This window comes from Brevundimonas sp. 357, from assembly GCF_003938605.1.
Taxonomy (GTDB): domain Bacteria; phylum Pseudomonadota; class Alphaproteobacteria; order Caulobacterales; family Caulobacteraceae; genus Brevundimonas.
Window position 1 is genome coordinate 21,498 of record NZ_RHWX01000006.1, and the last position, 23,813, is coordinate 45,310.

21 protein-coding genes are annotated in these 23,813 nt (G+C 66.9%); 14 read left to right on the plus strand and 7 right to left on the minus strand.

The features are described 5' to 3' along the window. Window positions 1-6: 6 nt before the first annotated feature. Both EGK63_RS06700 and EGK63_RS06705 read right to left on the minus strand, forming a co-directional pair. The gene (locus tag EGK63_RS06700; protein ID WP_125900512.1) at window positions 7-453 is read right to left on the minus strand and encodes a DMT family transporter; all 447 of its coding nucleotides are present in this window, start codon (window positions 451-453) and stop codon (window positions 7-9) included. A gap of 8 nt (window positions 454-461) precedes the next feature. After that, a complete protein-coding gene (locus tag EGK63_RS06705) occupies window positions 462-935 on the minus strand; it encodes an NUDIX domain-containing protein (protein ID WP_125900513.1) in 474 nt (157 codons plus the stop codon). 29 nt (window positions 936-964) lie between these two features. On the opposite strand from EGK63_RS06705, the gene EGK63_RS16885 reads away from it, so the two are divergent. The 7 genes from EGK63_RS16885 to EGK63_RS06735 all read left to right on the plus strand — a co-directional run bounded on the left by EGK63_RS16885 (window position 965) and on the right by EGK63_RS06735 (window position 4,000). Beyond that, on the plus strand, window positions 965-1,096 hold the full coding sequence (locus EGK63_RS16885) for a hypothetical protein (protein ID WP_003166112.1): 132 nt from the start codon (window positions 965-967) through the stop codon (window positions 1,094-1,096). Between the two features lie 31 nt (window positions 1,097-1,127). After that, complete coding sequence (locus tag EGK63_RS06710; protein WP_125900514.1) at window positions 1,128-1,865, plus strand: SDR family NAD(P)-dependent oxidoreductase; 738 nt, start codon at window positions 1,128-1,130, stop codon at window positions 1,863-1,865. A gap of 76 nt (window positions 1,866-1,941) precedes the next feature. Next, window positions 1,942-2,478, plus strand: a complete 537-nt coding sequence (locus EGK63_RS06715; protein ID WP_003166110.1) for a 6-carboxytetrahydropterin synthase — start codon at window positions 1,942-1,944, stop codon at window positions 2,476-2,478. Next, entirely contained in the window at window positions 2,475-2,864 is a 390-nt protein-coding gene (gene folB, locus EGK63_RS06720) for a dihydroneopterin aldolase (RefSeq protein ID WP_125900515.1), read from the plus strand. Before EGK63_RS06715 ends, folB begins: the two co-directional genes overlap by 4 nt. Before the next feature lie 57 nt (window positions 2,865-2,921). Further along, window positions 2,922-3,296, plus strand: a complete 375-nt coding sequence (locus EGK63_RS06725) for a serine/threonine protein kinase (protein WP_125900516.1) — start codon at window positions 2,922-2,924, stop codon at window positions 3,294-3,296. A 13-nt stretch (window positions 3,297-3,309) separates the two neighbouring features. Next, a complete protein-coding gene (locus EGK63_RS06730; RefSeq protein WP_125900517.1) occupies window positions 3,310-3,684 on the plus strand; it encodes a hypothetical protein in 375 nt (124 codons plus the stop codon). Window positions 3,685-3,709: 25 nt separating this feature from the next. Then, the gene (locus EGK63_RS06735) at window positions 3,710-4,000 is read left to right on the plus strand and encodes a GNAT family N-acetyltransferase (RefSeq protein WP_125900518.1); all 291 of its coding nucleotides are present in this window, start codon (window positions 3,710-3,712) and stop codon (window positions 3,998-4,000) included. A 129-nt stretch (window positions 4,001-4,129) separates the two neighbouring features. Here EGK63_RS06735 and EGK63_RS06740 read toward each other — a convergent pair whose 3' ends face one another. Continuing rightward, entirely contained in the window at window positions 4,130-4,456 is a 327-nt protein-coding gene (locus EGK63_RS06740) for a hypothetical protein (protein ID WP_125900519.1), read from the minus strand. Window positions 4,457-4,652: 196 nt separating this feature from the next. Next, window positions 4,653-6,968 (minus strand): excinuclease ABC subunit UvrB, encoded by a 2,316-nt coding sequence (gene uvrB, locus EGK63_RS06745; RefSeq protein WP_243637606.1) that lies wholly within the window; start codon window positions 6,966-6,968, stop codon window positions 4,653-4,655. A 389-nt stretch (window positions 6,969-7,357) separates the two neighbouring features. Between uvrB and EGK63_RS06750 the strand changes: the two genes are divergently transcribed. From EGK63_RS06750 to EGK63_RS06780, 7 genes are all read left to right on the plus strand, one after another. Continuing rightward, window positions 7,358-10,414: a TonB-dependent receptor domain-containing protein gene (locus tag EGK63_RS06750; RefSeq protein WP_125900521.1), complete on the plus strand. Its 3,057-nt coding sequence runs from the start codon at window positions 7,358-7,360 to the stop codon at window positions 10,412-10,414. A 213-nt stretch (window positions 10,415-10,627) separates the two neighbouring features. Continuing rightward, window positions 10,628-13,897 carry a TonB-dependent receptor domain-containing protein gene (locus tag EGK63_RS06755; RefSeq protein ID WP_125900522.1) on the plus strand — a complete coding sequence of 1,090 codons (3,270 nt, stop codon included), beginning with the start codon at window positions 10,628-10,630 and terminating at the stop codon, window positions 13,895-13,897. Window positions 13,898-14,015: 118 nt separating this feature from the next. Next, on the plus strand, window positions 14,016-15,152 hold the full coding sequence (locus tag EGK63_RS06760) for a beta-ketoacyl-ACP synthase III (protein ID WP_125900523.1): 1,137 nt from the start codon (window positions 14,016-14,018) through the stop codon (window positions 15,150-15,152). Beyond that, window positions 15,092-15,832: an iron-containing redox enzyme family protein gene (locus EGK63_RS06765; RefSeq protein WP_125900524.1), complete on the plus strand. Its 741-nt coding sequence runs from the start codon at window positions 15,092-15,094 to the stop codon at window positions 15,830-15,832. The genes EGK63_RS06760 and EGK63_RS06765 overlap by 61 nt, the downstream gene beginning before the upstream one ends. Further along, window positions 15,829-16,758, plus strand: a complete 930-nt coding sequence (locus EGK63_RS06770) for a hypothetical protein (protein WP_125900525.1) — start codon at window positions 15,829-15,831, stop codon at window positions 16,756-16,758. Before EGK63_RS06765 ends, EGK63_RS06770 begins: the two co-directional genes overlap by 4 nt. A gap of 210 nt (window positions 16,759-16,968) precedes the next feature. Beyond that, window positions 16,969-18,234 (plus strand): dicarboxylate/amino acid:cation symporter, encoded by a 1,266-nt coding sequence (locus EGK63_RS06775; protein ID WP_125900657.1) that lies wholly within the window; start codon window positions 16,969-16,971, stop codon window positions 18,232-18,234. Between the two features lie 64 nt (window positions 18,235-18,298). Continuing rightward, window positions 18,299-19,906 carry a hypothetical protein gene (locus tag EGK63_RS06780; RefSeq protein WP_125900526.1) on the plus strand — a complete coding sequence of 536 codons (1,608 nt, stop codon included), beginning with the start codon at window positions 18,299-18,301 and terminating at the stop codon, window positions 19,904-19,906. On the opposite strand, the gene EGK63_RS06785 is transcribed toward EGK63_RS06780, so the two are convergent. The 3 genes from EGK63_RS06785 to EGK63_RS06795 form a co-directional block, all read right to left on the minus strand. Further along, window positions 19,869-20,516 carry a hypothetical protein gene (locus tag EGK63_RS06785; protein WP_125900527.1) on the minus strand — a complete coding sequence of 216 codons (648 nt, stop codon included), beginning with the start codon at window positions 20,514-20,516 and terminating at the stop codon, window positions 19,869-19,871. The two genes, EGK63_RS06780 and EGK63_RS06785, sit on opposite strands and share 38 nt — an antisense overlap. After that, window positions 20,513-20,722 (minus strand): hypothetical protein, encoded by a 210-nt coding sequence (locus EGK63_RS06790; RefSeq protein ID WP_125900528.1) that lies wholly within the window; start codon window positions 20,720-20,722, stop codon window positions 20,513-20,515. Before EGK63_RS06790 ends, EGK63_RS06785 begins: the two co-directional genes overlap by 4 nt. Window positions 20,723-20,946: 224 nt before the next feature. Continuing rightward, on the minus strand, window positions 20,947-23,577 hold the full coding sequence (locus EGK63_RS06795) for a M14 family metallopeptidase (RefSeq protein ID WP_125900529.1): 2,631 nt from the start codon (window positions 23,575-23,577) through the stop codon (window positions 20,947-20,949). Window positions 23,578-23,813: the final 236 nt, after the last annotated feature.

Below are 23,813 nucleotides of genomic sequence, written 5' to 3' on the forward strand. Positions count from 1 at the left end.
ATAGGCTCAGCCGCGCCGGACCAGAAGCACCCCGCCGATCACCAGCAGCACCCCGGCGACGCGGGTCAGGCTGATCGACTGCTGAGGCACGCCCATGACGCCGAAGTGGTCGAGTATGAGGCTCAACGCCAGCTGGCCCGCCACCATCAGGGTGATGGTCAGCGCCACGCCGATCTTGGGCACGCCCCAGGCGGCGGCCACCACGAAGACGCAGCCGTAAAGGCCGCCCAGCCAGGCCCAGGCGGGCAGGGCCTTCATCGCCTGCACGTCCGGCCGGGCCTGCAGCGTCACGGCGACGAGGGCCAGGGCGACGGTTCCCACGAAGAAGGAGACGAGCGCCGCATTGACCGGCGAGCCGACGGCGCTGGCCAGCCGCGCATTGGTCGGTCCCTGCAGAGCGGTGGCGGCGCCGCCCAGGATCATGGCCAGCAGGGCGAGGACGGGAAGCTGCATCGGCGGTCTCACCAGTTCGGATCGGGTGCGGCGCCGTCGAATATCTCGGCCAGACGGTCGCGGGTGGCGCGGGTTGTGTCTTCGGGCAGGGCGTCGGGGTGAAACCAGCCGATCTCGGCGATCTCGCCGTGGCTGGTGCGCTCGGTCAGGTCGAAGGCGTCGATGCGAAAGACCAGAACATGATCCCCCGGAAAGAAGCGCTCATTGGAGTGCACCGACAGCAGGCGCGGCTCGCCCCGGACGATCAGTCCGGCTTCCTCGCGCAGTTCGCGGATGACGGCGGCTTGCGTCGTCTCGCCCTTGTCCACCCCGCCGCCGGGCAACCACCAGCCTTCCAGATAGGTGTGCTTGACCAGCAGCACCCGCTCCTCGCCGTCGACCGCCGCGCCGCGCACGCCCAGCGTCATCCCCCGGCTCATCCGCGACCAGGCGAAGAACAGCGGTCGGGTGAAAGGTTCGATGCGGGTGCGCCAGTTTGCCATGCGGGAACGATAGGCTGTCGCCGGGCGGCTTGAACAGGGGCGCGCTTGCCCCTATTCGGGGGCGGAACAGGAGACCCATCATGCTGGCCATCGCCACCATCTTCGCCTTCATCGCCGTCGTCGCCGCCTTCAACTACTTCGAGTTCGGCCGGGTTGACTGAGCCCAGGTCGGCTGACGCCCCTTCGAGGGGCGTGGCGCTGGTCACGGCCGCCTCGCGCCGGATCGGGGCGGTGTTGACGAAGGCGGCGGCCCAGGCGGGCCATGACGTCGTCGTCCACTATCGCTCGGACGCGCAAGGCGCGCAGGCCGTGGTCCAGGGCATCGAGGCCATGGGACGGCGCGCCGTCGCCGTCCAGGCCGAGCTGACGGACGCCGGGGCGCGCGCCGCCCTGATGGATCAGGCCGCCGCCTTCGGGCCGTTGCGGGCGCTGGTCAACAACGCCTCCCTGTTTGTCTATGACCAGCTGGAGACCTTCCAGGAGGCGGACCTGCGCCTTCATCACGAGGTCAACGTCCTGGCGCCCCTGGCCCTGATCCGGGACTTCGCCGCGCGCCTGCCTGACGGGGACGAGGGCGTGGTGGTCAATATGCTGGACTATAAGGTCACGGCGCCGAACCCCGACTTCTTCTCCTATACCGTCAGCCGCGTGGGCATCGCCCATATGACCGGGGCCTTAGCCCTGGCCCTGGCGCCGCGCATCCGGGTCTGCGGCATCGCGCCGGGTCTGACCCTGCCTTCCGCCGGATGGCCCGAGGCCGACTATCAGGCGGGGGCCGAGGCCACGCCGCTGAAGCGGCCGGTGGCGGTCGAGGATCTGGCGGCCGCCCTGACCTTCATCCTGACGGCGCGCAGCCTGACGGGGCAGAACCTGGTGGTGGACGCCGGCGCCGGCCTGACCCGCCGCGAACGCGATCTGGAATTCGCCTGAAGGCGTTCGTCGTCACATGACCTTTATTTGCCGATAGGTTGGTGCTTTAGCTGCCGCCATTCATCCTGAGACCTTCATGCCTGCTGTCCGTTTCACTCGCCGCTTCTCGATGGCGCACCGGCTGATCGCCGATGCGGGGTCGAAATGCGCCGTGCCGCATGGGCACAATGAGTTCGTGACGGTGACGCTGGAGCCGACGGCAGAGATTGCCTTCGGCGGGGCCAATTACGCAGCCTCGTTCGAGCGGCTGAAGGCGCGCTGGCACGGTTTCGTCGACCGCAGCCTGGACCACGCCTTCCAGCTGAACCGCGCCGACCCCCTGCTGGCCTGGTTCCAGCAGCACGAGCCGCATCGCCTGAACCAGGTGCTGACCGTGGACGGGGATCCGACGACCGAGGCCCTGGTCATCGCCCTGTGGCGCAAGCTGGAGGCCATCCTGGCCGCCGAGGGCCTGCCGTTCCGCCTGGCCGAACTGGCCATCGAGGAGACGCCGACCAACACCGTTCTGACGCGCGGCCTGACCGAGGCGGAGCGGGCCTGGGAGTTGGGCGCCTGGTGCGACCGGGCCGATTTCAGCATCAATGATCTTCTGCCGCCGGAGACCTGGTCTTGAGCGCCGTCGTCACCCCCCTGCCGTCCGTCGAACCGCGCCGCCTGGGCCTGAAGGTCATGGTCCGCGCCCTGAAGGTCGAGGCCTCTATCGGCTTCTATGATCATGAGCATGGGCGGCTGCAGCCCCTGGTGGTGGACGTCGAACTCGACCTGGGCGCCGCGCCGGTCGAGCGGCTGGCCGATACGCTGGACTATGACGGCGTGGCCCGCATCGTGCGCGAGTTGGCGGCCGGGCCGCACATCGCCCTGATCGAGACCTTCGCCGAGCGCGTCGCCGTCGCCTGCCTGGCCGATCCGCGCGTGCTGAGCGTCGTCGTGCGGGTCGAGAAGCCCGGCGCCATTCCCGATGCGGCGGCCGCCGCCTGCGAAGTCGCCTATTCGCGCTGAGGCCGGTTGCGCGGGATCGTCCGTCCCGCCATCATCCCGGCCTGACAAGAGGTTCCGATGGTTCAGTCCGGCGATTACAGCAGCAACAGCGGCGGCGAGGTCTCGGCCGATCTGACGGGTCTCTATGCGGGTTACGCCCTGATCCTGCTGGCGGCGCCGACCTTCGGCGCGGCGGCGGCGATCGGCCTGCTGCGCGTGTGGCGTCGGCCCGCGCCCGTCGATCCGATGCTGCGCAGCCACTTCGTCTTCCAGCAGCGGACCCTGCTCGCGGCGGTGGTCGCCATCATCGCCGGGGCGGTGCTGATTCTGGTCAACGTCGGGGTCTTCGTCCTGTTCGTCATGGCGGTGTGGACCATCGTGCGCGGCGCCCTGGGGCTGAAGGATCTGCTGACCGGGCGACCCATCGCCGAGCCGCGTCGTCTCTTTTACTGAAAGGCCCGCCGTCATGAGCGATCAGAACACCGCCGCGCCCGTCGCGGGCCGAGACGGCGCCGTGGTGGCGTGGATCCTCTATATTCTGTCGATCCCCAGCGCGAACCTGCTGGTGCTGGTCGGGCTGGTGCTGGCCTATGTGAACCGGGGCTCGGCGACGGGGCTGGCGGCCCAGCACGTCGAGGCGCAGATCAGGCTGTTCTGGTCGGTGTTCTGGATCAGCGCCGTCCTGTGGGTGTTGGTGGCGGTCAGCGCCGTGGCCTCGGCCTTCCTGATCGGGATTCCGTTCCTTCTGCTGTTCGGGCTTCTTTTGCTGCTGGTGTCGATCTGGTTCACGGTGAAAAGCGTTCTGGGTCTGCTGGCCCTGCTGAATGATCGGCCGGCCTGAACTGACTTATTCGGGAGGAGCCGCCGTGCCCGCCTTCAAAGACCACGCCGCCGACCGCCGCTTCCAGCAGATGTTCGCAGACGCGGACGGGACCGAGCATCCCGTCTGGGCCGAGTATGCGGTGCGCGGCCACGCCCGCGTCATTCTGCACGTTGAGGCGCATCCGGCCCTGCGCGGGACGGGGGCGGCGGGCCGCTTCATGCAGGCCCTGGCCGAGCACGCTCGCGCCGAGGGGCTGACCCTGATCCCGCATTGCAGCTATGCGGTCGCCTGGCTGAAGCGCCATCCCGAGTACGAAGACGTCCTCGGTTCCTAGCGGGCTGCGGTCAGAAGGCTCCGCCTTGCGGCTGCTTCTCGCCGCCCTTCGGGTCGACCCGACGCGGCCTGGCGCTTCGCGCGCGCTCAAACAGCGAGCCGCCGCGCGGCGAGCGGTAGCACCCTTAAATCAGGAATGACTCTTCGCCACGATGGCCTTCATGGTCTCGGCCTTGGCGGGCAGATCCTGGACCAGGCGGGCGGCCAGTTCGCGGGCGCCGACGGGATAGGCGTCGCCGCCGTCGGCGATCTCCTTGGCCATGTCGGCGGCGTTGCACAGGGCGACTTCAAGGGCCTCGACCTGTTCAAGCGCCAGGGCGCGGGCTTCGGCCTGCAGGCGCTTGACCCGTTCGGCGGTGGTTTCGGGCGCGCGCATCAGGTCATAGACCTCGGCTTCCGGCGAGGAGACCACGCGCAGGGCGGCGCGGGCGTCGGATTCATTGCTGGACTTGGTCATCGGCGTCTCTCCTTAACGCACCATGCCGCATTTTCGCCGCAAGGTCGCATCCCATTTTGCGGCCAAGCTCAAGGGCGCGCCGCCATGTTGCCCGCAAGCCTCATGAACTGGGCCTCATGAACTGGGCCTCATGAATCGGGCCTCATGAATCGGGCCTCATGAATCGGGGATGAAGGGCGGCCGAAAGCGAGAACTCTTACCGCCCCTTCCTGAACGCCTCCGCCTTCTCGGCCGCCGCCTCTTTCCGCCAACGTTTCGGCGCTGACCTGTCGACCTCTTCCCCCGCGCCCGTCAGGGCTTCGTTGGCGAATTCGAGGTCGAGGAGCTTCATCTTCTTGATCTCGTCGCGCAGACGGGCGGCTTCCTCGAACTCGAGGTTGGCGGCGGCGTCGCGCATCCTGCCTTCCAGATCCTTGAGGGCGGCCTGGAAGTTGGAGCCGACGAAGGGCTTGGCCTCCTCGGCGACGCCGGGGCGGGTCAGGCGGTCCAGGTCGCGGGACTCATAGGGGCTCTCGAGGATCTCCTTGATGTCGCGCTTGACCGTCTCGGGCGTGATGCCGTGTTCGAGGTTGTAGGCCTGCTGCTTCTCGCGGCGGCGGTCGGTCTCGGCGATGGCGCGCTCCATCGAGCCGGTCATGCGGTCGGCGTAGAGGATGACGCGGCCGTCGACGTTGCGCGCGGCGCGGCCGATGGTCTGGATCAGGGAGGTCTCCGAGCGCAGGAAGCCCTCCTTGTCCGCGTCGAGGATGGCGACCAGGCCGCACTCGGGGATGTCCAGGCCCTCGCGCAGCAGGTTGATGCCGATCAGCACGTCGAATGAACCCAGGCGCAGGTCGCGCAGAATCTCGATCCGCTCCAGCGTATCAACGTCGGAGTGCATGTAGCGGACGCGCACCCCTTGCTCATGCATGTATTCGGTCAGGTCTTCGGCCATCTTCTTGGTCAGGGTGGTGACCAGGGAGCGGTAGCCGGCGCGGGCGGTGGCCTTCACCTCGTCGATGACGTCGTCGACCTGGTTGCGGGTCGCGCCGGAGACGGGGCGGATCTCGACCGGGGGGTCGATCAGGCCGGTGGGGCGGATGACCTGTTCGGTGAAGACGCCGCCGGTCTTGTCCAGCTCCCAGGCGCCGGGGGTGGCCGAGACGAAGACGGTCTGGGGCCGCATGGCGTCCCATTCCTCGAACTTCAGCGGGCGGTTGTCGATGGCCGACGGCAGGCGGAAGCCGTACTCGGCCAGGGTCGACTTGCGGCGGTAGTCGCCGCGGAACATGGCGCCGATCTGGCCGACGGTGACGTGGCTCTCGTCCACGAACAGCAGGGCGTTGTCGGGGATGTATTCGAAGAAGGTGGGCGGCGGCTCGCCCGGCGCGCGGCCGGTCAGCCAGCGGCTGTAGTTCTCGATGCCGGCGCAGGAGCCGGTGGCCTCCATCATCTCCAGATCGAAGCGGGTGCGTTGTTCGAGGCGCTGGGCCTCCAGCAGCTTGCCGTTCTCGACCATCCAGTCGAGCGTCTCCTTCAGCTCGGCCTTGATGCCGTTGACGGCCTGATTGAGCGTCGGGCGCGGGGTGACGTAATGGCTGGCGGCGTAGACGGTGACCTCGTCCAGCGCATTGGTCTTCTTGCCGGTCAGGGGGTCGAATTCGTCGATGGCCTCGATCTCGTCGCCGAACAGGCTGATGCGCCAGGCGCGGTCTTCCAGGTGGACGGGGAAGATTTCGAGCGTGTCGCCGCGCTTGCGGAACATGCCGCGCTCGAAATGGACGTCGTTGCGCTTGTACTGCAGGGCGATCAGGTCGGCGCGCAGCTTGGCCTCGTCGATCTGGTCGCCGACCTTCAGGTTGAAGGTCATGGCGGTGTAGGTCTCGACCGAGCCGATGCCGTAGATGCAACTGACCGAGGCGACGACGATGACGTCGTCCCGCTCGAGGATCGCGCGGGTGGCGGCGTGGCGCATCCGGTCGATCTGCTCGTTAATCGAGCTGTCCTTCTCGATGTAGGTGTCGGTGCGCGGGACGTAGGCCTCGGGCTGGTAGTAGTCGTAGTAGCTGACGAAATACTCGACCGCGTTGTCGGGGAAGAAGGCCTTGAACTCGGAATAAAGCTGGGCCGCCAGCGTCTTGTTGTGGGCCAGGATCAGGGCCGGGCGCTGGGTCTGTTCGATGACCTTGGCCATGGTGAAGGTCTTGCCCGAGCCGGTGACGCCCAGCAGCACCTGCTCGCGATCCCCCTCGTCCGCCTGGGCCACCAGTTCGGCGATGGCCGAGGGCTGGTCGCCGGCGGGCTGGTATTTCGTCTCCAGCCGGAAGGGGATGCGCTTCTTGTTGGTCGGTCGATCGGGGCGGTGAGGAACCCAGTCGGCGGGGGCGGCGGGGGCTTCTTCAGGCGTCAGGCGCGGGCCGTTCACCGGCGCAAACATCGGCGCGCGGCCGTGGTCGAAGGCGACCGGCGCCTCGCTGAGACCGGGATTGGGCGTGTGGACGGGCTTGGTCGGTTTCGCGGGAGAACGGGCCATGAACATCAAGGTAATGCGCGCGCGCGCAAGGCGCTAGGGTCGAGCGAGCGGAGATTGAGGTCGGTGCGGCCGTCACGGCTTCGACGAAGCGTCGCCATAATCAGGCGATGAGGCTGCCGCATTTGAGGCGGTAATGGCTCAATGGGGACATATTTCGGAGAAAAATGTCCAAATTGGACAATATATCGGTATGAACTCGGCATTCGAGCGTCAAAATTGCCTCACAAATCTGCCTAACAACGATTTTTTGAAAGATTTTGGTTGATGGTATGTCGTTGCATCCATAGCCATGCTTTCAGCCAAGAAACGTAAAGTCGAACATTGGTATTCGCCTACGTTCATCGAACGTGGTGATGTTTATTAGTAATCGTACAGGTACACAGAGGCATATGCGCACTCGTAAAGACTACCTGCTTGGCACGACGATGGCGGCTGGAGCCGCTGCACTGTCGATGGCCATGCTTGTTCCGGGGGCGGCGCTTGCTCAAAGCGCCACGAACACTGACCAGGAAGCGACCCAAGTCGATGAAATCGTCGTCGTCGGCTCGCGCATTCGTCGCGACAACTACAATGCGCCGTCGCCGACCCAGGTCGTGACGCGCGAAGAAGCCACGCTGCAAGGCTTCGCCTCGACCACGGAAGCTCTGCAGAGCACGGCCGTCACCGGCGGTTCGTCGCAAGTGACCAACGCCTACAGCGGCCTTGTTACGGACGGCGGACCGGGAGCCAACACGATCGGCCTGCGCGGCATGGGCCCCAGCCGCACCCTGGTGATGCTGAACGGCCGTCGCGTCTCGCCGGCCGGTTCGCGCGGCTCGGTCGGCTCGGCCGACCTGAACGTCCTGCCGACCGCCATGATCGACCGCGTCGAAGTCCTGCGCGACGGCGCCTCGTCGGTGTACGGCTCGGACGCCGTGGCCGGCGTGGTCAACATCCAGACCCGCAAGAATTTCGAAGGCCTGATCTTCGAGGCCCAGCACAACGCTCCCATGGAAGCCAACGGCAACGGCGGCTCGACGCGCCTGTCGCTGACGGCCGGCGCCCGTGGCGACCGCTGGCGCGCCGCCGGTTCGATCGAACGCTATGAGCGTGACGAACTGACCATGCGCGACCGTGAATTCACGCGCTGCCAGACCGACGGCCGCCGCAACGGCCGCGACTACATCGATCCGATGACCGGAATGTCGAAGTGCTATCCGATCACCGGCACGGGGTCGAACGGTTCGTCGATCAACACCATCGGCACTGGCGCCCTGACCAGCGACGCCATGCTGGCCGGTCTGGGCGGGATCGCCCTGCGCCCGGACCTGGTGGCCGCCGCAGGCGTGCCGGCAGGAGCTTTGGCGAACGGCGCTTATTTCGACCGCTGGCGCCCGAATGTCGGCGCGACCACGGGCGTGGAGGGCTTTGAAGCTGTCGGCGGCGCCTATCTGGTCGATCGCAACGACCCGGACAAGGGCCTGGCGGCGCTGAACTCCAACATCCGCGACACCTTCGACGATCGGATGCTGAACCGCTCGTTGATTTCGCCGGTCGACATCACCACCCTGTACGGTGAAGCCGGCTATCAGCTGAACGCCCTGGGCGACGCCGAAGTCTACGGCGAGTTCCTGCTGAACGTGCGCGAGTCGTCGCAGACGAGCTATCGCCAGCTGGCGCTGGACTACGCCAAGGACAGTCCGCTGATCCCGGGCAGCCTGACGTGGAGCACCTTCTCGGCCGATCAGGGCCTGAGCAAGGACAAGGACGTCGGCGTGCGCGCCTTCATCGGCTTCGGCAACGACCGTTCGACCCAGGAACAGCGTTTCAACCGCAACGTGATCGGCATCAAGGGCGACTTCTTCGTCCCGGAATGGCGCTATGACCTGTCGGCCAGCTATTCCAAGTCGCGTTCGGAATACACCAGCCAGCAGTTCCTGACCGATCGTCTGAGCGAGAGCCTGGACGTTGTCAGCAACGGCGCCGGCGGCTTCCAGTGCCGCGAGCTGGCGTCAAACCCGGGCTGCGTCGCGGCTCCGGCCCTGACGTCCCAGACCATCGGCGGCGTCCTGCCGAAGGATTGGGTCGACTACGTCTTCCGTCCGATCACGGGCGTCACCGAATACGAAGAGAAGATCGTCAGCCTGGGTCTGGACGGTCCGCTGTTTGACCTGCCGGCCGGCAAGGTGATGGGCTTCTTCGGCGCCGAATGGCGCGACTCGGAAATCGACGACACGCCGGCGTACGACTCGCAAATCGGCAACACCTACAACTTCTCGACGGCCGCCATCACGCGCGGCTCCGACTCGGTGTGGGAGGTGTTCGGTGAAATCGAAGCGCCGCTGCTGGCCGACGCGCCGTTCGCCAAGGAACTGACGCTGAACGCCTCGCTGCGCTACACGGACTATGACTCCTACGGCGACGACACGACCTACAAGATCGGTCTGGTCTACCGTCCGATCGACTGGGTGACGGTCCGCGGCACCTACGGCACCTCCTACCGCGCCCCGGCGCTGTTCGAGCAGTTCGTGGGCGCCACCACCGGCTTCCTGTCGGCAGGCGCGGACGTCTGCAACGACTATACCGGCGGCGACGTCAATCCGAACCGCGCCGCCAACTGCGCCGCCGACGGCTTGCCGTCGGGCTTCAACTCCAAGAAGGGCGTGACGGTCATCAACGAGGGCGGGGCCGCCGCCGGCCTGGCGGCTGAAACCTCGACCAATATGACCATCGGTCTGGTGCTGCAGCCGCCGCTCCCGCTGGCCTGGGGCGACCTGGCCTTCGCCGTCGACTACTATGAAATCGAAGTCGAGAACGGCGTGGCCCAGTACGGCGCGACCAACATCATGGAGCGGTGCTACGATTCCAATCCGGAAGACTACGCGGCGGGCGTTGGTTTCTGCTCGCTGGTGGACCGCGGGGCCGACCTGGCGCTGACGGTGCAGAACGGCTACGTCAACCTGGCGACCGACATCGTCAAGGGCCTGGACTACACCGTGCGTTACCGCAAGGATGTTGGACCGGGGACGGCCCTGCTCAACCTGGCTGTGACGCAATACACGGAAATGTCGAGCAAGCTGTTCGCTGAAGATCCGCTGATTGACTACAAGGGCATGTTGAACACGCCTGAGTTCACCGGAACGGCGGACGTATCCTATGCCTGGGATCAATGGCGCGTTCGCTATGGCGTCGAGTGGATCCAGGGCATGGACAGCTACGACTACTATCGCCAGAATCCGTCGACTAGCCAGTACGACCTGGAGGTCGATGACTACTTCCAGCACAATGTCTCCGTGCAATATACGAGCGAAGGCTGGACGGTTACCGCCGGCGTACGCAACTTGCTGAACGAAGACCCGCCGACGATCTCATCGGGCTACTACAACCGGGTCGGCAACGCCCCGCTGTACTCGGGCTACGACTACCTGGGACGGACGGCCTTCGTGAACCTCACGAAGTCCTTCTAAGCCTGACCTGATTTCAGGTTGAGGAGAGGGCGGCGGACTTCGGTTCGTCGCCCTTTTTGCACGTCGCAATATGGCGAAAATGTTTCATCTGAAGGGCAAATATCAAAATATCGACGTTATGCGAACGTAATCGCTTGCGCAGCGGAGGCGTTCGAGCGGAAAAGTCGCGCGTTGCGGACGAGGGGTCTTGCAACGCGTCTAGGAAAAACAAAAATGCTCAGCAAAAATAAGCTGTTGGGATCGACTCTGATCGCCGGTATGGCGATCGCTGGCGGCATGGCCGTCGCGCCGACCGTCGCCTACGCCCAGGACGAACAGGTGAGCCAGGTCGACGAGATCGTGGTCACCGGTTCGCGCATTCGCCGTAGCCCGGCCAACTCGCCCACGCCGCTGATCCAGATCGGCCAAGAGGAGCTGATGCAGTCGGGACAAGTCAACGTCATCGACTTCCTGGCTGATATTCCCGCCCTGTCGACTTCTGTCGTGCCGGAAGACACCACTGGTTCGAACCTGAACGACGGCGGTCTGTCGCTGCTGAGCCTGCGCGGTCTGGGTTCGGTGCGCACCCTGACCCTGGTTGACGGCCGTCGCCACGTGGGCTCGTCGCCGGGCGGTCTGTCGGTGGACGTCGACACCATTCCGCGTTTGCTGGTCGCCAGTACGGAAGTGATCACCGGCGGCGCCGCCGCCGTTTACGGCGCTGACGCCGTTTCGGGCGTGGTCAACTTCGTTCTTCGCAAGGATTTTGACGGCCTGGAGATCGACGGATCAATCGCCGAGATCAACCAGGACCACCAGCTCAGCCAGCGTCTGTCGGTGCTGTGGGGCCAGAACCTCCTGAACGACCGATTGAACTATTACGTATCGGGCGAGTATCAGCGCAGCGACGAGGTGCTGGATTCGGATGTCGACTGGCGTCGTGAATCGTGGGCCCTGATCGGCAATGACTCCGATCCGGCCTCGGCGCCGTCGGACGGCGTGCCGGACCAGATCCTGATCCGCAATGCCCGCACTTACATCCGCGGCACCAACTTTGGCGGCATGACCGTGCTGGCCACCGGCGTGAAGCCCAGCCTGTCCAGCGATCCAGACGTGCCGTTCGGTAGCTGCTCGTCGACCTCCTTCGCCGCCAACTGCTTCGGCCTGGCGCCCGACAACCGCCCGGACAACGCCTATCTCTACGATGAAAACGGCGTGTCGCGCGGCGTCACCTTCGGTTCGATCCGTCAGGGGACGGGCATCAATCGCACCACCAGCAACGGCGGCGAAGGCCAGGTGTCGAACACCGAGCAGGGCCAGGCCAGCCGCTTGCCGGAATCGACCAATTACCGCTTCCAGACGGGCCTGAACTTCGACATCACGAACAACATTCAACTGTTCGCTGAAGCCAAGTATGTCGAGGAAGAAACCTACGACGCCGGCCAGCGCGTCTTCCATGACTTCAACATCCGCCAGCTGGCGCCGAACACCATGGGCGCCATCACCAGCACCTCGGCGTTCGAGATCGGTCTGGATAACGCCTACCTGCCGGAAAACGTGCGTACTGCGATCCAGAACAATCGTCGTGACGTATACAACTCGGCCGGCGTCCTGACAGGCAACGTCGCCGACGCGCGCGCGCAGCACAAGCTATACGGCCCGGCCCGCAATCAACTGAACAACCGCGACCTGCAGCGCTACGTCGTTGGTCTGCGTGGTGATCTGGGTGACATCGGTTTCGTCAAGGACGTCAACTGGGAAGCCGGTTACACCTATGGCGAGATGAACAACAAGAACCGCGAACTGGGCGTGGACGTTGTCCGCTATCAGGCCGCCGTGGACGCCGTGGTCGACACCGCGGGCATCGTCAACGGGCGTGCGGGCGAGGTCGTCTGCCGCGTGCAACTGATGAAGGCGCGGGGCGTCGCCGTGCCGGACGCCCGCGTGACCAGCGGCGGCGTGACCACCACCTACTCGCGTCAGGGCGCGGTCATCGACGAGTGCGCGCCGATCCGCGTCTTTGGTCCGGGCGGCTTCAGCCAGGAAGCCCTGGAGTACATCCAGGCCTCGGTCACGGTCACGGATCAGAACAAGCAGCACGACTTCATGACCTATGCTTCGGGCAAGTTGTGGGACTTCTGGGGCGCCGGCCCGATCGGCGCATCGATCGGTTATGAATACCGCAAGGAACTCACCAGCGGCACCGGTCGCGACCGCGATCGTGCGGGCCGGTATCTGTTCCTGAACGCGGGGCCGGACTTCCCGGAAGCCAGCTACGACACCAACGACATTTTCGCTGAAGTCAGCATTCCGCTGCTGCGCGACTCCGTCCTGGGCCGCTCGGCTGAGATCAGCGGCGCCTATCGCTTCTCTGACTACTCGCACGTCGGCAAGCAGGACACCTACAGCGCTCAATTCCAATGGCGTCCGGTCGATCAATTCATGTTCCGCGCCACGACCGCAACCGCGATCCGCGTTCCGAACCTGGCCGAGACGCATGACCCCTACAGCCAGACCTTCGCAAACGGTTTTGTTGATCCCTGCAGCGCTACGGTCATCAATAACCTGGCTGACCGTTCGATCGCTACGAACCGTATTGCCAACTGCGGCGCTCTGGCCAAGGCGGCGGGCCTGGATCTGAGCTTTGCGGATCCCTCTGCGGCCAACGCCTATCTGCCAAACTATGGCAGCGGCTCAGTGACGGGCCTGGCGGGCGGCAACCGCCTGCTGAAGCCTGAAACTTCTGAGAGCTTCACAGTTGGCGGCGTCTGGACTCCTGACTTCCTGCTGCCGAACCTGCAGGTCGTAATGGACTACTATGACATCGAGATCAGCGATGCGATCGACGCGGTGACGGCGCAGGACGCGGCAAATCAGTGCGTGAACGGTGACGCTGTGAACACCGGCGCGTGCGCCACCCAGACCCGCGACGCCACGTCCTTCCTGGTCACGAGTTTCGTTCAGGGCTCGTTGAACTATGCGGCGCTGACGGCCAAGGGTGTGGATTTCACGGTCTCCTACCGCACTGACCTGCCGGAGTTCTTCGGTCGTCCGTGGGGCGAATTCAGTCATTCGGTCCGCGGCAACTGGTTGATCGAGCAGCACGACTTCGTCAACATTGAGGATCCGTCGGATGCGGACATCAATGAGGACACTGTCGGGAATCCACGCGTGCGCTTCCTCTCGACCGTAACCTGGTCGCCGACCTCGACCCTGGCCTTCTCCTGGGCTTGGGACTGGCAGGCCAGCCAGGAAATCCTCGACATCGACAACATGCGGGATAACCCGGACCTGTACGCGACCTCGAAGTACCTGGAGACGGGCGACTTCTCCCAGCACGACTTCTCGGTCCGCTGGGCGGCGCGGGACAATCTGACGATCCGCGCGGGCGTGGTGAACGCGTTCGACGCTGAGCCGGCGCGTTGGCTGGGCAATACGACCTCGGACAACTTCGACCTGTTCGGACGTCGTTTCTTCCTGAGCTTCAACTATCGTCCGTTCTAAGCCTGACCTGATTTCAGGTTGAGGAGGGGGCGGCGGACTTCGGTCCGTCGCCCTTTCTGCTTTTGAAACGGCAGTTTCTGGGTTGTGCGAAGCGGGGCGGGTCGCCAAGCTTCGCGCCATGAGTGAGCTTCGTGACGTCTTCATCACCGGGACCGGCGCCGTCCTGCCCGGCGAGCGGATCGGCAATGATCGGATGGAGGACTTCATCGGCCGCATCGGCGGGCGGGCGTCCGCCGTGGGGCGGCGCGCCCTGCGCTGGAACGGGATCGAGGGGCGGCATTACGCCCTGAACGCCGAGGGGGCGCCGTTTCATTCCAACGCCTCCATGTGCGCGGACGCCGTGCGGGCGGCGCTGGATGGGGCGGGATTGAGCCTCGGCGATCTGCAGCATCTGGGCGCGGCGGCGACGCAGGGCGACTATCTGGTGCCCGGTCACGCCAGCGCGGTTCAGGCCGAACTGGGCGCGGGGCCGCTGGAGGCGTTCAGCTATCAGTCGGTCTGCGCCAGCGCCCTGATGGCGGCCAAGGGGGCGTGGCTGAGCGTGCGCGCGGGGGAGGCGGACGTGGCCGCCGCCTGTGCGGGGGAGTTTTCATCGCGCTGGTTCCGGCCGGCCTTCTATGAGGGCACCGCGCTGGTGGACGAGAAGGGGCGGGCGCGGATCGAGGCGGATTTCCTGCGCTTCACCCTGTCGGACGGGGCGGGCGCCGTGGTGATGGAGCCGAGGCCCAAGCCCGACGGCCTGAGCCTGAAGGTCGAGTGGATCGACATGACGTCGCTGGCCGGGCGCTTCGATCCCTGCATGTGGGCCGGATCGACGCCGGAAGCGCGCGCCGACATGACCAGCGCCTGGAGCCACGCAGGCCCTGTGGCCGCTCATGCGGCGGGGGCGGTGGCCCTGTTGCAGGACTTCGACCTGCTGAAGATCGTCATCCGCGCCTGGATCGGCGTCTGGCTGGAGAAGGTGGACGCCGGAAGGATCGTCCCGGATCAGGTCGACCACCTGCTGTGTCACTACTCGGCGCGGTCGCTGCGTCAGGAGATCGTCGGCCTGCTGGAAAGCACCGCCGCGATGATCCCGGAAGAGAAGTGGTTCACGACGTTGGCCGACAGCGGCAATGTCGGCTCAGCCTCGATCTGGGTCATGCTGGACGCCTTCCTGAAGTCGGGACGCGGCAAGCGTGGAGACAGGGTGCTGTGCATCGTGCCCGAGAGCGGGCGGGCGATGATCGGCTTCATGATGCTGGAGATTGTGTGATGGCGGAACAACTGGCCGAGGCGGCGGTCGCCGACACCCTACGGAAGCTGGCGGTGGTCTTCGCCGACTTTGAACAGCGGCTGGAGGCGACGCCGCTGATCCGCAAGTTGACGCGCGGGCGGTTCGAGGTCGCCGACTATCACGCCTTTCTGATCAACCTGCGCCAGCAGGTGAAGGACGGGGCGCTGTGGATGAGCCGGGCGGCCTCCAACATCGGCGAGAACCATCTGGAGCTGCGCTCGACCCTGATGCGCCATGCGGTGACGGAGCATCGGGACTTCCGCCTGCTGGAGGCTGATTTCACAGCCTCGGGCGGGGCGCTGGAAGACATTCAGTCGGCGCCGAAGAACGTGGGGTCTGAGGCCCTGTCGGCCTGGATGTTCCATGAGGCGTCGAAGCCCGACCCCTTCGGCCTGCTGGGCGCCATGTTCATCATCGAGGGGCTGGGCTCGATCAAGGCGCGGCCGTGGGGCCTGAAGGTGCAGGAGCGGCTGGCGCTGCCCGACGAGGCGGTGCGCTTTCTGCTGTATCATGGCGACAACGACGCCGAGCACATGAAGGAGTTCGAGGAGATGCTGGGCATGGTGCTGCCCGATCCCTTCATCGCCGAACGCATCGTGACGACGGCCAAGGTGACGGCTCGCCTCTACGCCTTGCAGATCGAGGAGATCGCGGCGTGAGATACTTCAAGCCGGGGGAGGATCCGTTCGACCCCGCGCGGTTCGATCCCAAGGATCCCGATCCGTGGATGGCGCTGTATCTGGATCACAGCCTGCCGATCGACGACGGGGCCAAACGCGACCTGTTGCTGGGCGCGCGATCGCGGTCGCGGCGCTGGCTGTTCCCGGTGGCGCGGCCGCTGGTGTTCCTGTTCTTCTGCCTGGTGAAGGTGCTGCGGGTCATCTCGCCCAAATATCCGAACCTGAACGGCCTGTTGCACAAGACCATCCACTGGGGCCTGCGGACCTTTGTGACGCCCGAGGGCAACCGGGTGATCCTGCGTCACTTCCACGTCGGGTCCGAGCTGACCGCCTTTGTGCGCGAGAACGCGGGCGTGGGCGACAAGGTGACGAAGTGGCCCCTGACGCCGACGCGGCTGAAGGACATCGAGCCGGACCTGTTCCTTCAGCACGACCTGAACATCTTCAACTTCGTCATCGAGATGAACGCCGCCCTGCGCGCCGAAGGGCGGGAGCTGATGCCGCCCGAGCGGATCGACTTCTCCATGATCTCGGACGAATTCCCGCCGTTCGAGGAGTTTCCGCGCAAGTGGCACAACTTCGTCGACGTGCAGACGGCGGTGGAGTTCTACACTCCCATCTATGCGCTGATGCTGCCGCGCGACGACTTCGTGCGGGCGTCCAGTTCGCTGCAGCTGGACGAGGTGATGGCCATCTATATCGCCCGCATCCTGGGCACGAGCTATCACATGGCCTTCGTCAAGAACGGCCATCCGCTGGTGGCGCTGTCGACGCTGCAGGCGGGCTATCGGCTGATGATGCACGGGCTGGATTCAGAGGCCATGCACGGCTGGCTGCGGGTGATGAAGGCGCGTCAGGCGGCGGGCCTGCCGCTGGACCCGGCCAACTCGGGCGCGCCGAAGTAGGACGCTGCGGTCCAACACCGTCACCCTCGGGCTTGTCCCGAGGGGCCACGGCGGCTGCAAGCTCAAGGGCGCGTCGTTTTCATACCGGCGCCTCCACATCCCGCGCCAAGCCAAGAGGAACCCTGGGCCCTCGGGACAAGCCCGAGGGTGACGAGGGAAGAGGGTTGATTTCCGCTGGCGCGCGGCGCGGCGGCTGCTAGCGTGGCCGATATGAAATCGGCGCGCTCCTTTCTGACCTCCCTCAGCACGATGGTGCTGCTGTCGCTTGTGCTGGGCCTGCTGGCCGGGGCGGCGGCGCAGACTTGGGGTCTGCCGGGCGGCCATGTCACGGCGGACTTCATCCAGGCGCTGGGCCAGCTGTGGCTGAATGCGCTGCGGATGACGATCATCCCCCTGGTGTTCAGCCTGCTTGTGACGGGCATCGCCTCCATCGCCGATGCGGCGCGGACCGGGCGGCTGGCGCTGAAGGCGGTGTCGTGGTTCGGGGGGCTGATCGTCTTTGCGACCATCTATGCGGTGGCGGCGGCCTATGGCCTGCACGCCCTGTGGCCGATCGACCCGGAAGGCGCGCGCCTGTTGCTGGCGATCAAGCCGGAGGGCGCCGAGGGGCTGGGCGCGGGCGCGCCGTTCAGCGAGTTCCTGAAGACCATCGCCCCGTCCAACCCGATCCGTGCGGCGGCCGAGGACGCCATCCTGGGCATGGTGGTGTTCGCGGTCTTCTTCGGCTTCGCGGCGTCGGGCCTGCCCGAGCGGTTGCGGGTTCCGCTGATCACCTTCTTCGAGGCGGTGGGCGAGACGATGATCGTCATTGTCCGCTGGGTGCTGAAGGCGGCGCCGCTGGGCGTCTTCGCCCTGTCGATCGGGGTGGGGCTGACGGCGGGGGCCAGCGCAGCGGGGGTGCTGCTGCACTATGTGGCGCTGATCTCGCTCGCCTGCATCGGCATCGGCCTGATCTTCTATCCGCTGGCGGTCCTCTTCGGTCGGGTGTCGCTGGGCCGGTTCGCGCGGGCGGCGGCCCCGGCGCAGGTGGTGGCCTTCTCGACCCAGTCGTCGCTGGCCAGCCTGCCGGTCATGGTCGAGCGGGCGGTCGACGAACTGGGCGTCAAGCGGGCGACGGCGGGCCTGGTCCTGCCGCTGGCGGTGGCGGTGTTCCGCATCACCAGCCCGGTCGCCAATCTGGGCGTGGCCATCTATTGCGCCCATCTGTTCGGGCTGGAGCCTTCGGCGGGGCAGCTTCTGGCGGCCATGCTGACGGCGGTGCTGATCTCGATCGGCACGGTGGGGTTGCCGGGGCAGGCCAGCTTCTTCGCCTCCATCGCCCCGATCTGCATCGCCATGGGGGTGCCGTTGGAGCTGCTTCCCCTGTTGCTGGCGGTCGAGGTCGTGCCCGACATCTTCCGCACCCTGGGCAACGTCACGGCCGACCTGGCCGTGGTCCGCATCGTCCAGGGCGGAGAGGTCGAAACTTCAGACTGAACGTCGGTTGACGAGGCGCGCGCGCCGAGGCCAAGCTTCCCCACGGGGCATAAGGGAAGCGACCATGAACAAGACGATTCTGCGTGCCGCCGCCGCGATGGCGACGGTCGCGGCCATGACCTGCGGCGCAGCGGCGCCCGCCCAGGCCCAGCAGGCGGCGACGGTCGAGGCGCGCTCGGCGCCCGGCGGAGTGGCCGTGACCTGGCGCCTGGCCGAGCCGACGACGCGCGCGGCGTTCCTCAATCAGAACATCGTCCGCACCGAGTGGACTATGACGACGCCAGGCCTGACCTTGACGGATGGGGCGGTCGAGGGCGAGGCGCCGTTCCAGTCCTTCGAGATTCTGATCACGCCCGATACGACCGAGCGCGACCGCGGCTACCTTGCCTTGTCGCGGATCGGATCGGGAAGCATCCTGTACGGACCCGCCGTGGCGTTGCGGGGCATGGACGCCGAGCTGACCGCGCGCCCGGCGGCGGGCGAGACGACCCTGCCGACGACGAAGGCGGAGAGGGGCTCTGTCTATCTCGGCCCTCAAAGCCAGGTCGAGACCTATCCAGGCGCCAAGCTGGTGATCGGCGAGACCGTATCGCCGACCTTGGCTGGGATCATGCGCGACGGCTTCTTCGCGGCCCAAGCCTTCTTCGGCGCGCGGCTGGGACGGGATCTGCCGTATGAGCCGGTGCTGCTGGTGACGACCGACAGTCTGGGGCCGGTGGATTTCCGTGGCGACGTGAGCGACAGCGGCGTCATCTCGACCCGGTTTCACGGGGCGGCCTGGGACGAACCGCCAGCGCACGTGGCGGCCGGCCTGGCGACCTTCGTCTGGCATGAGACCTTTCATCTGTGGAACGGACATCGGCTGGAGAACCGGGACGGCGAGGCCGCGCCCTGGCTGCATGAGGGTGCGGCTGAATACGGCGCCTGGGCGGCGGCGGTCTTCACCGGCGCGGTGACGGAGACGGCGGCGCATGAGGCCCTGTCGCAACGGTTGAACGGGTGCCGGAAGGCGCTGGGCGACCGCGATTACGACCCGGCGCGGCTGCGCTCGGGGTCGGCGGTCTATGATTGCGGGACGGTGGTGCAGTGGCTGGCCGATCTGGAGACGCGCCAAGCGTCGTCAGGCGCGCGGGACGTTTTCGACCTGTGGAAGGACATTTTGGATCAGGGCATGGCGGGCGACGGCTACGGCGTCGCCGAGTTCCGCGCGCGACCCGAGGGCGAACGCGCGGTGGCTTTGTTGATGGACGGTTCAGGGGCGACGCGCTGGGGCGGCGTCGCCGCGCGGCTGGCGACGCTGGGCGTCACCCTGGAGGAAAAGCCTTCGCCGGACGAGTACCGCGCGGCGGCCCTGTTCCACCTGAACGGCGAGAACTGCAGCGGGGGGAGCACAGGCTTCTATCGGACCGAGAAGGGCGTGCGGCTGGATACGGGCGACAAGTGCGGCGTGCTGTCGGGGGATCCCTTGCTGGCGAAGGTCGAGGGCCATGATCCGATGGCGGACGCGACGGCCATGTTCTTCGCCGTCCAGGCGCGCTGCGCGTCCGCCTCGCCTGTGCGCTACAGCACGCAGGAGGGGCGGGTGGTCGAGGCGAAGTGCGACAGGCCTTTGGTCGCTCCCCGGGCTTGGAGCGTTACGGCCGCCCCGCCGTTGGCGACGCGGGCGCAGTGATCGCCGGGAAATCGTAGCGGATCGCGCTGCGCTGGACGGAGGGCCAGGGCAGGAAGGCGTAATGGCGGCGCTCTGTCCGGGTCTGGATGATCAGGCCGCCGTCAGGGCCGACGGACACGACGCCGAGGGCGCGGGTCTCGGTCATGGTCTCATACTGGGTGCGGACGGCGCTGAGGCCGATCCACAGTCGTCCGTTTGCACAACCGGCGACGCGGGAGCCATGGGCCGACCAGTCGGGGTCCAGGGGGGCGGGCGCTCCATCGGCGGCCAACAGAGCCTCGCCATGGGCGTCGGACAGGAGCCAGGCGTCGTCGCCTGCGGCGCGGGCGATGGTCACGGTCGCGGCCGGTTCGGCGTTCACGGCCAGCAGCCGCGTAAGGCCCAGCTCACGGCCGAGCACGGACTGAAGCGCCGCCGCCTTCGTCTCGTCGCCCTGGGCCTGGCCGGTCGAGTCGTAGGCGCCGTCGAGGGTCGGGCAGTCGCCGGACGGAGCGGTCACGACCGGCGGGCCGTCGGTGCGCCACTGCACGGGCAGGCCGCCCACGGTGGAGGCGCAGCCGCTGAGCAGGACGGCGCTCGCCAACAGGGCGGGCCAGGCGGTGCGGCTCAATCCTCCATCGCCTCGAACATGGCCTCGGCCTCGTCGAAGGTGTCGTAGTCGAGGCGCTCGGGCGGGCGCAGGATGACGAAGCGGCTGATGACGGGCGCGTCCGGCTCGGGGCGACGATCCCACTGCCAGAAGCTGCGGTCGATCCGGCTTTGCAGCAGGGTCCAGTCGCCGTCATCGGCGGGCGGTTGCGGCGTCTGGACGGTCATGCGTGGTCAACTCCCCTGCGGGTGAAGGCAGCAAAGCCTGTGCGGGGGCGAGTGTCAAAGCCCGCCTGCTGTTCCTTCTCCCCTTGTGGGAGAAGGTGGCCGAACGGAGTGAGGTCGGATGAGGGGTTGCGAGACCTTAACCTCGGCCTCTCGTCAAACCTCAAACAGACTCCTCATCCGTCCGGCTTCGCCGTCCGCCTTCTCCCACAAGGGGTGAAGGGCGGTTAGTCGCCCTTCGTCCCTGACGTATGCGCCGGGCCGCGGAAGACGGCGTTGAGGAACAAGGGCTTCAGCCCTTCCAGGAAGGCGCGCATGGTCACGTCTTGGGTGAAGGCGACGACCTGGCCGCGACCGACTTCGGAGGCCATGGCGACGGGCTTGTAGGCCAGTTGACGGCGGTTTTCGGCCCACAGCTGGCCGGACGCCAACACCTGGTCCGGTCCGGCCAGACGCACGACATTGGTTCCCTGGTCGCGGGCCAGCGGGGTGTAGATGTCCGAGCCGCGCACCATGACGCTGAGGGTCGGGGCGACGCCCGCGCCCAGCCAGTGTTCGTTGTCGACCACGGCGCTGGCCAGGACGCCGGCGACTGGATCGGGCGCGCCGCCGTGGTGGCCGGTCAGGGCCAAATATTCGGCGTCGGTGGCGATTTCGCTGCCGCCGTCCTTCTCACTCTTGTCGCCGTCGCCGGAGACGGCGCTTTCGCGGCGGCTTTCCAGCAGCTTGGAATCGGGGTCGGTCAGCAGGCGGCTGGCCGAGCCGACGCCGATCAGGACGCCGCCCGCCTGGACCCAGGCGCGCAGGTTGGCGACGCCGCTCTCGCCCAGGATCTGCTCATAGTTTCCACCGGACGGCAGGATCAGCACCTGGTAGCGGGACAGGTCGGCGTTCGCCAGGCGGCGGGTGCGGACGGCCGTGACCGGCCAGCCGTATTCGCGCTCCAGCACATGGCGGATGGAGCCGGCGGATTCCGGCTCGGTCGGGTCGTCCCAGGCCATGGCGACGCGCGGGGCGACGATGACGGTGGCCTTGTCCGAACCGACGCTGGGGCCGCTGGAGACCCAGGAGGTGGCCAGGGGAGTCACCTGGGCGCCGCTGCCGGCGGCCAGGCGGCGCACGCGCTCGTCCAGGTCGGCGGGCGAGCCGGCGCGCGGCACGATGAAGGTTCCGCCCGGATAAGCGCGGCCGTCCAGGGTGAAGGGCTCCTCGACCGAGCGGACCGGCAGCTTGTCGGTCAGGGCGGCGGTCAGGAAGCGCATCCCCGCCGTGCCCGGATGGATGGCGTAGCCGTAGGTCGCGTCGCCTTGGGCCACGGCGGCCGGGCGGATCAGTTCGGGGCCGACGGCGGCCGTCTGGACCGAGGGAGCGCCGGTGCAGCGCTGGCTCGGCACATTGAACAGCAGAGGCAGGGACCAGCCGGTCAGGTCGTAGATCTCATCGCCCAGGCCGCGCGCGCGGCGGGCTTCCTGTTCGGCCAGGAATTTGGCGTCCAGCGGTACGTCCTTGGCCAGCAGGGTCTCGGCCATGCGGCGCTGGGGCTGGGCCAGGTTCACGATATAATCGCCCGCCTGATAGGTCTGACCGCAGGCGGAGAAGGATGCGGTGGCGCGCCCGACCTCCAGCCCCGAACGCACCAGCAGGCCCGCCAGCTTGTCGGCCGCGGCCGGATCTGCGGCGGCGGAGCGCGACAGGACATAGGCGCCGCGTCCGCCCGCGATCCCGTCGCGGTGGAAGGCGTAGAAGTCGCTGAGCAGCTTCTCGCGGTCGCGGGCGGCGGTCTCGATGGTCGACAGGGTGGCGGTCAGATGGCCCTTGACCGTGTCGGCGTAGGTCAGCATTTCGCCCGACGATCGGCGCGCCAGCAGACCGCGCGACGAGCCCTGCTCATAGGTCATGGAGACGGCGCCGAAATAGGCCGGCCAGCCGTCGCCGTAGCCGGGATAGAAGGCGTCGAAGGTCTCGCGGGTGAAATAGTCCAGCCCGGCCTGGTCGAAGCGCCCGGCGGTGTTGCGGCCGAACCGCTCGCGCGCGTCCAGGATCGGCGGATAGATCCAGGGGTTCAGCGGCTGGGCCTCGGGCGGGAAGAAGAAGCTGGAGTCGGTGCCCATCTCGTGGGAATCGACCACCACTTGCGGCCGCCATTCGCGGATCAGGGCCGAGTGGCCTTGCGTCTCCGGCTGGGACTGGATGAACCAGTCGCGGTTCAGGTCGAACAGATTGTGGTTGAAGCGGCCGGACGGCCACGGCTCGGCCCGCTCGGCCGACAGGGGGTCGCCGTTGGGCTGGGCGCCGAGGCCCGCCTCGAAGCTGTTGATGAAGCGCTCGCGCCCGTCGGGGTTCTGGGTCGGGACGAAGACGACCACGACGTTCTCCAGCCAGCCCTGCGCCTCGGCGTCGAGGCTGTCGGTCAGGCGGCGCGCGGCGATCAGGGCGGCGTCGGCGGGGCTGATCTCATTGCCGTGGACGGAATAGGCCATCCAAACGATGGCCGGGGTGTCGTTGATCAGGGCGCGGGCCTGTTCGGGTGAGGTCTTGCGCGGATCGGCCAGGGCGTTGGTCGCGGCCTTGATGGCGTCCAGCCGGGCGATGTTGCGCGGCGAGCCGACGGCGGCCCAGAACAGGGGGCGGCCTTCCCACGACTGGGCGTAGTCGCCCATGACCATGCGGTCGGGATTGGCGGTCCGCAGCGCCTCGAAATAGCGGCGCACGTCGGCCGAGCGGGTGATGCGCTCGCCGCTGTCGTGGCCGACGACGGCCAGAAGTTCGGGCGGATTCTGTTGCGCCAGGGCGGGCGCGGCGCCCAGGGCCAGGCTGAGCGCCAGCAGAGAACAGGCGACGCGGCGACGATACGGCATGAGAATACTCCCCCTACGGAACGCCGACCTTAACCGTGGAGCCGAGGGGAAGGGAAGCGGCGTCGCGCCGTCATTTCTTCCGCTTTTAAGCCAGAACTCAGCGGTAAGCGCAGGCGCGGCGCAATCGCCGAGCGACCTTCTCTCCGCCGATAACAGGTGCGCCCTTATGACGAATGGGTTGAAGCCGTTATCCGGCCTATGGGCGTGATCTCCCGTCGCAAGCGCGTGTTTCCTCC

Coding starts and splice junctions, on each gene's coding strand:
- EGK63_RS06700 (WP_125900512.1), bottom strand. CDS start 453: ATGCAGCTTCCCGTCCTCGCCCTGCTGGCCATGATCCTGGGCGGCGCC.
- EGK63_RS06705 (WP_125900513.1), bottom strand. CDS start 935: ATGGCAAACTGGCGCACCCGCATCGAACCTTTCACCCGACCGCTGTTC.
- EGK63_RS06715 (WP_003166110.1), top strand. CDS start 1,942: ATGCCTGCTGTCCGTTTCACTCGCCGCTTCTCGATGGCGCACCGGCTG.
- EGK63_RS06725 (WP_125900516.1), top strand. CDS start 2,922: ATGGTTCAGTCCGGCGATTACAGCAGCAACAGCGGCGGCGAGGTCTCG.
- EGK63_RS06730 (WP_125900517.1), top strand. CDS start 3,310: ATGAGCGATCAGAACACCGCCGCGCCCGTCGCGGGCCGAGACGGCGCC.
- EGK63_RS06740 (WP_125900519.1), bottom strand. CDS start 4,456: ATGACCAAGTCCAGCAATGAATCCGACGCCCGCGCCGCCCTGCGCGTG.
- uvrB (WP_243637606.1), bottom strand. CDS start 6,968: ATGGCCCGTTCTCCCGCGAAACCGACCAAGCCCGTCCACACGCCCAAT.
- EGK63_RS06750 (WP_125900521.1), top strand. CDS start 7,358: ATGCGCACTCGTAAAGACTACCTGCTTGGCACGACGATGGCGGCTGGA.
- EGK63_RS06755 (WP_125900522.1), top strand. CDS start 10,628: ATGCTCAGCAAAAATAAGCTGTTGGGATCGACTCTGATCGCCGGTATG.
- EGK63_RS06760 (WP_125900523.1), top strand. CDS start 14,016: ATGAGTGAGCTTCGTGACGTCTTCATCACCGGGACCGGCGCCGTCCTG.
- EGK63_RS06775 (WP_125900657.1), top strand. CDS start 16,969: ATGAAATCGGCGCGCTCCTTTCTGACCTCCCTCAGCACGATGGTGCTG.
- EGK63_RS06780 (WP_125900526.1), top strand. CDS start 18,299: ATGAACAAGACGATTCTGCGTGCCGCCGCCGCGATGGCGACGGTCGCG.
- EGK63_RS06790 (WP_125900528.1), bottom strand. CDS start 20,722: ATGACCGTCCAGACGCCGCAACCGCCCGCCGATGACGGCGACTGGACC.
- EGK63_RS06795 (WP_125900529.1), bottom strand. CDS start 23,577: ATGCCGTATCGTCGCCGCGTCGCCTGTTCTCTGCTGGCGCTCAGCCTG.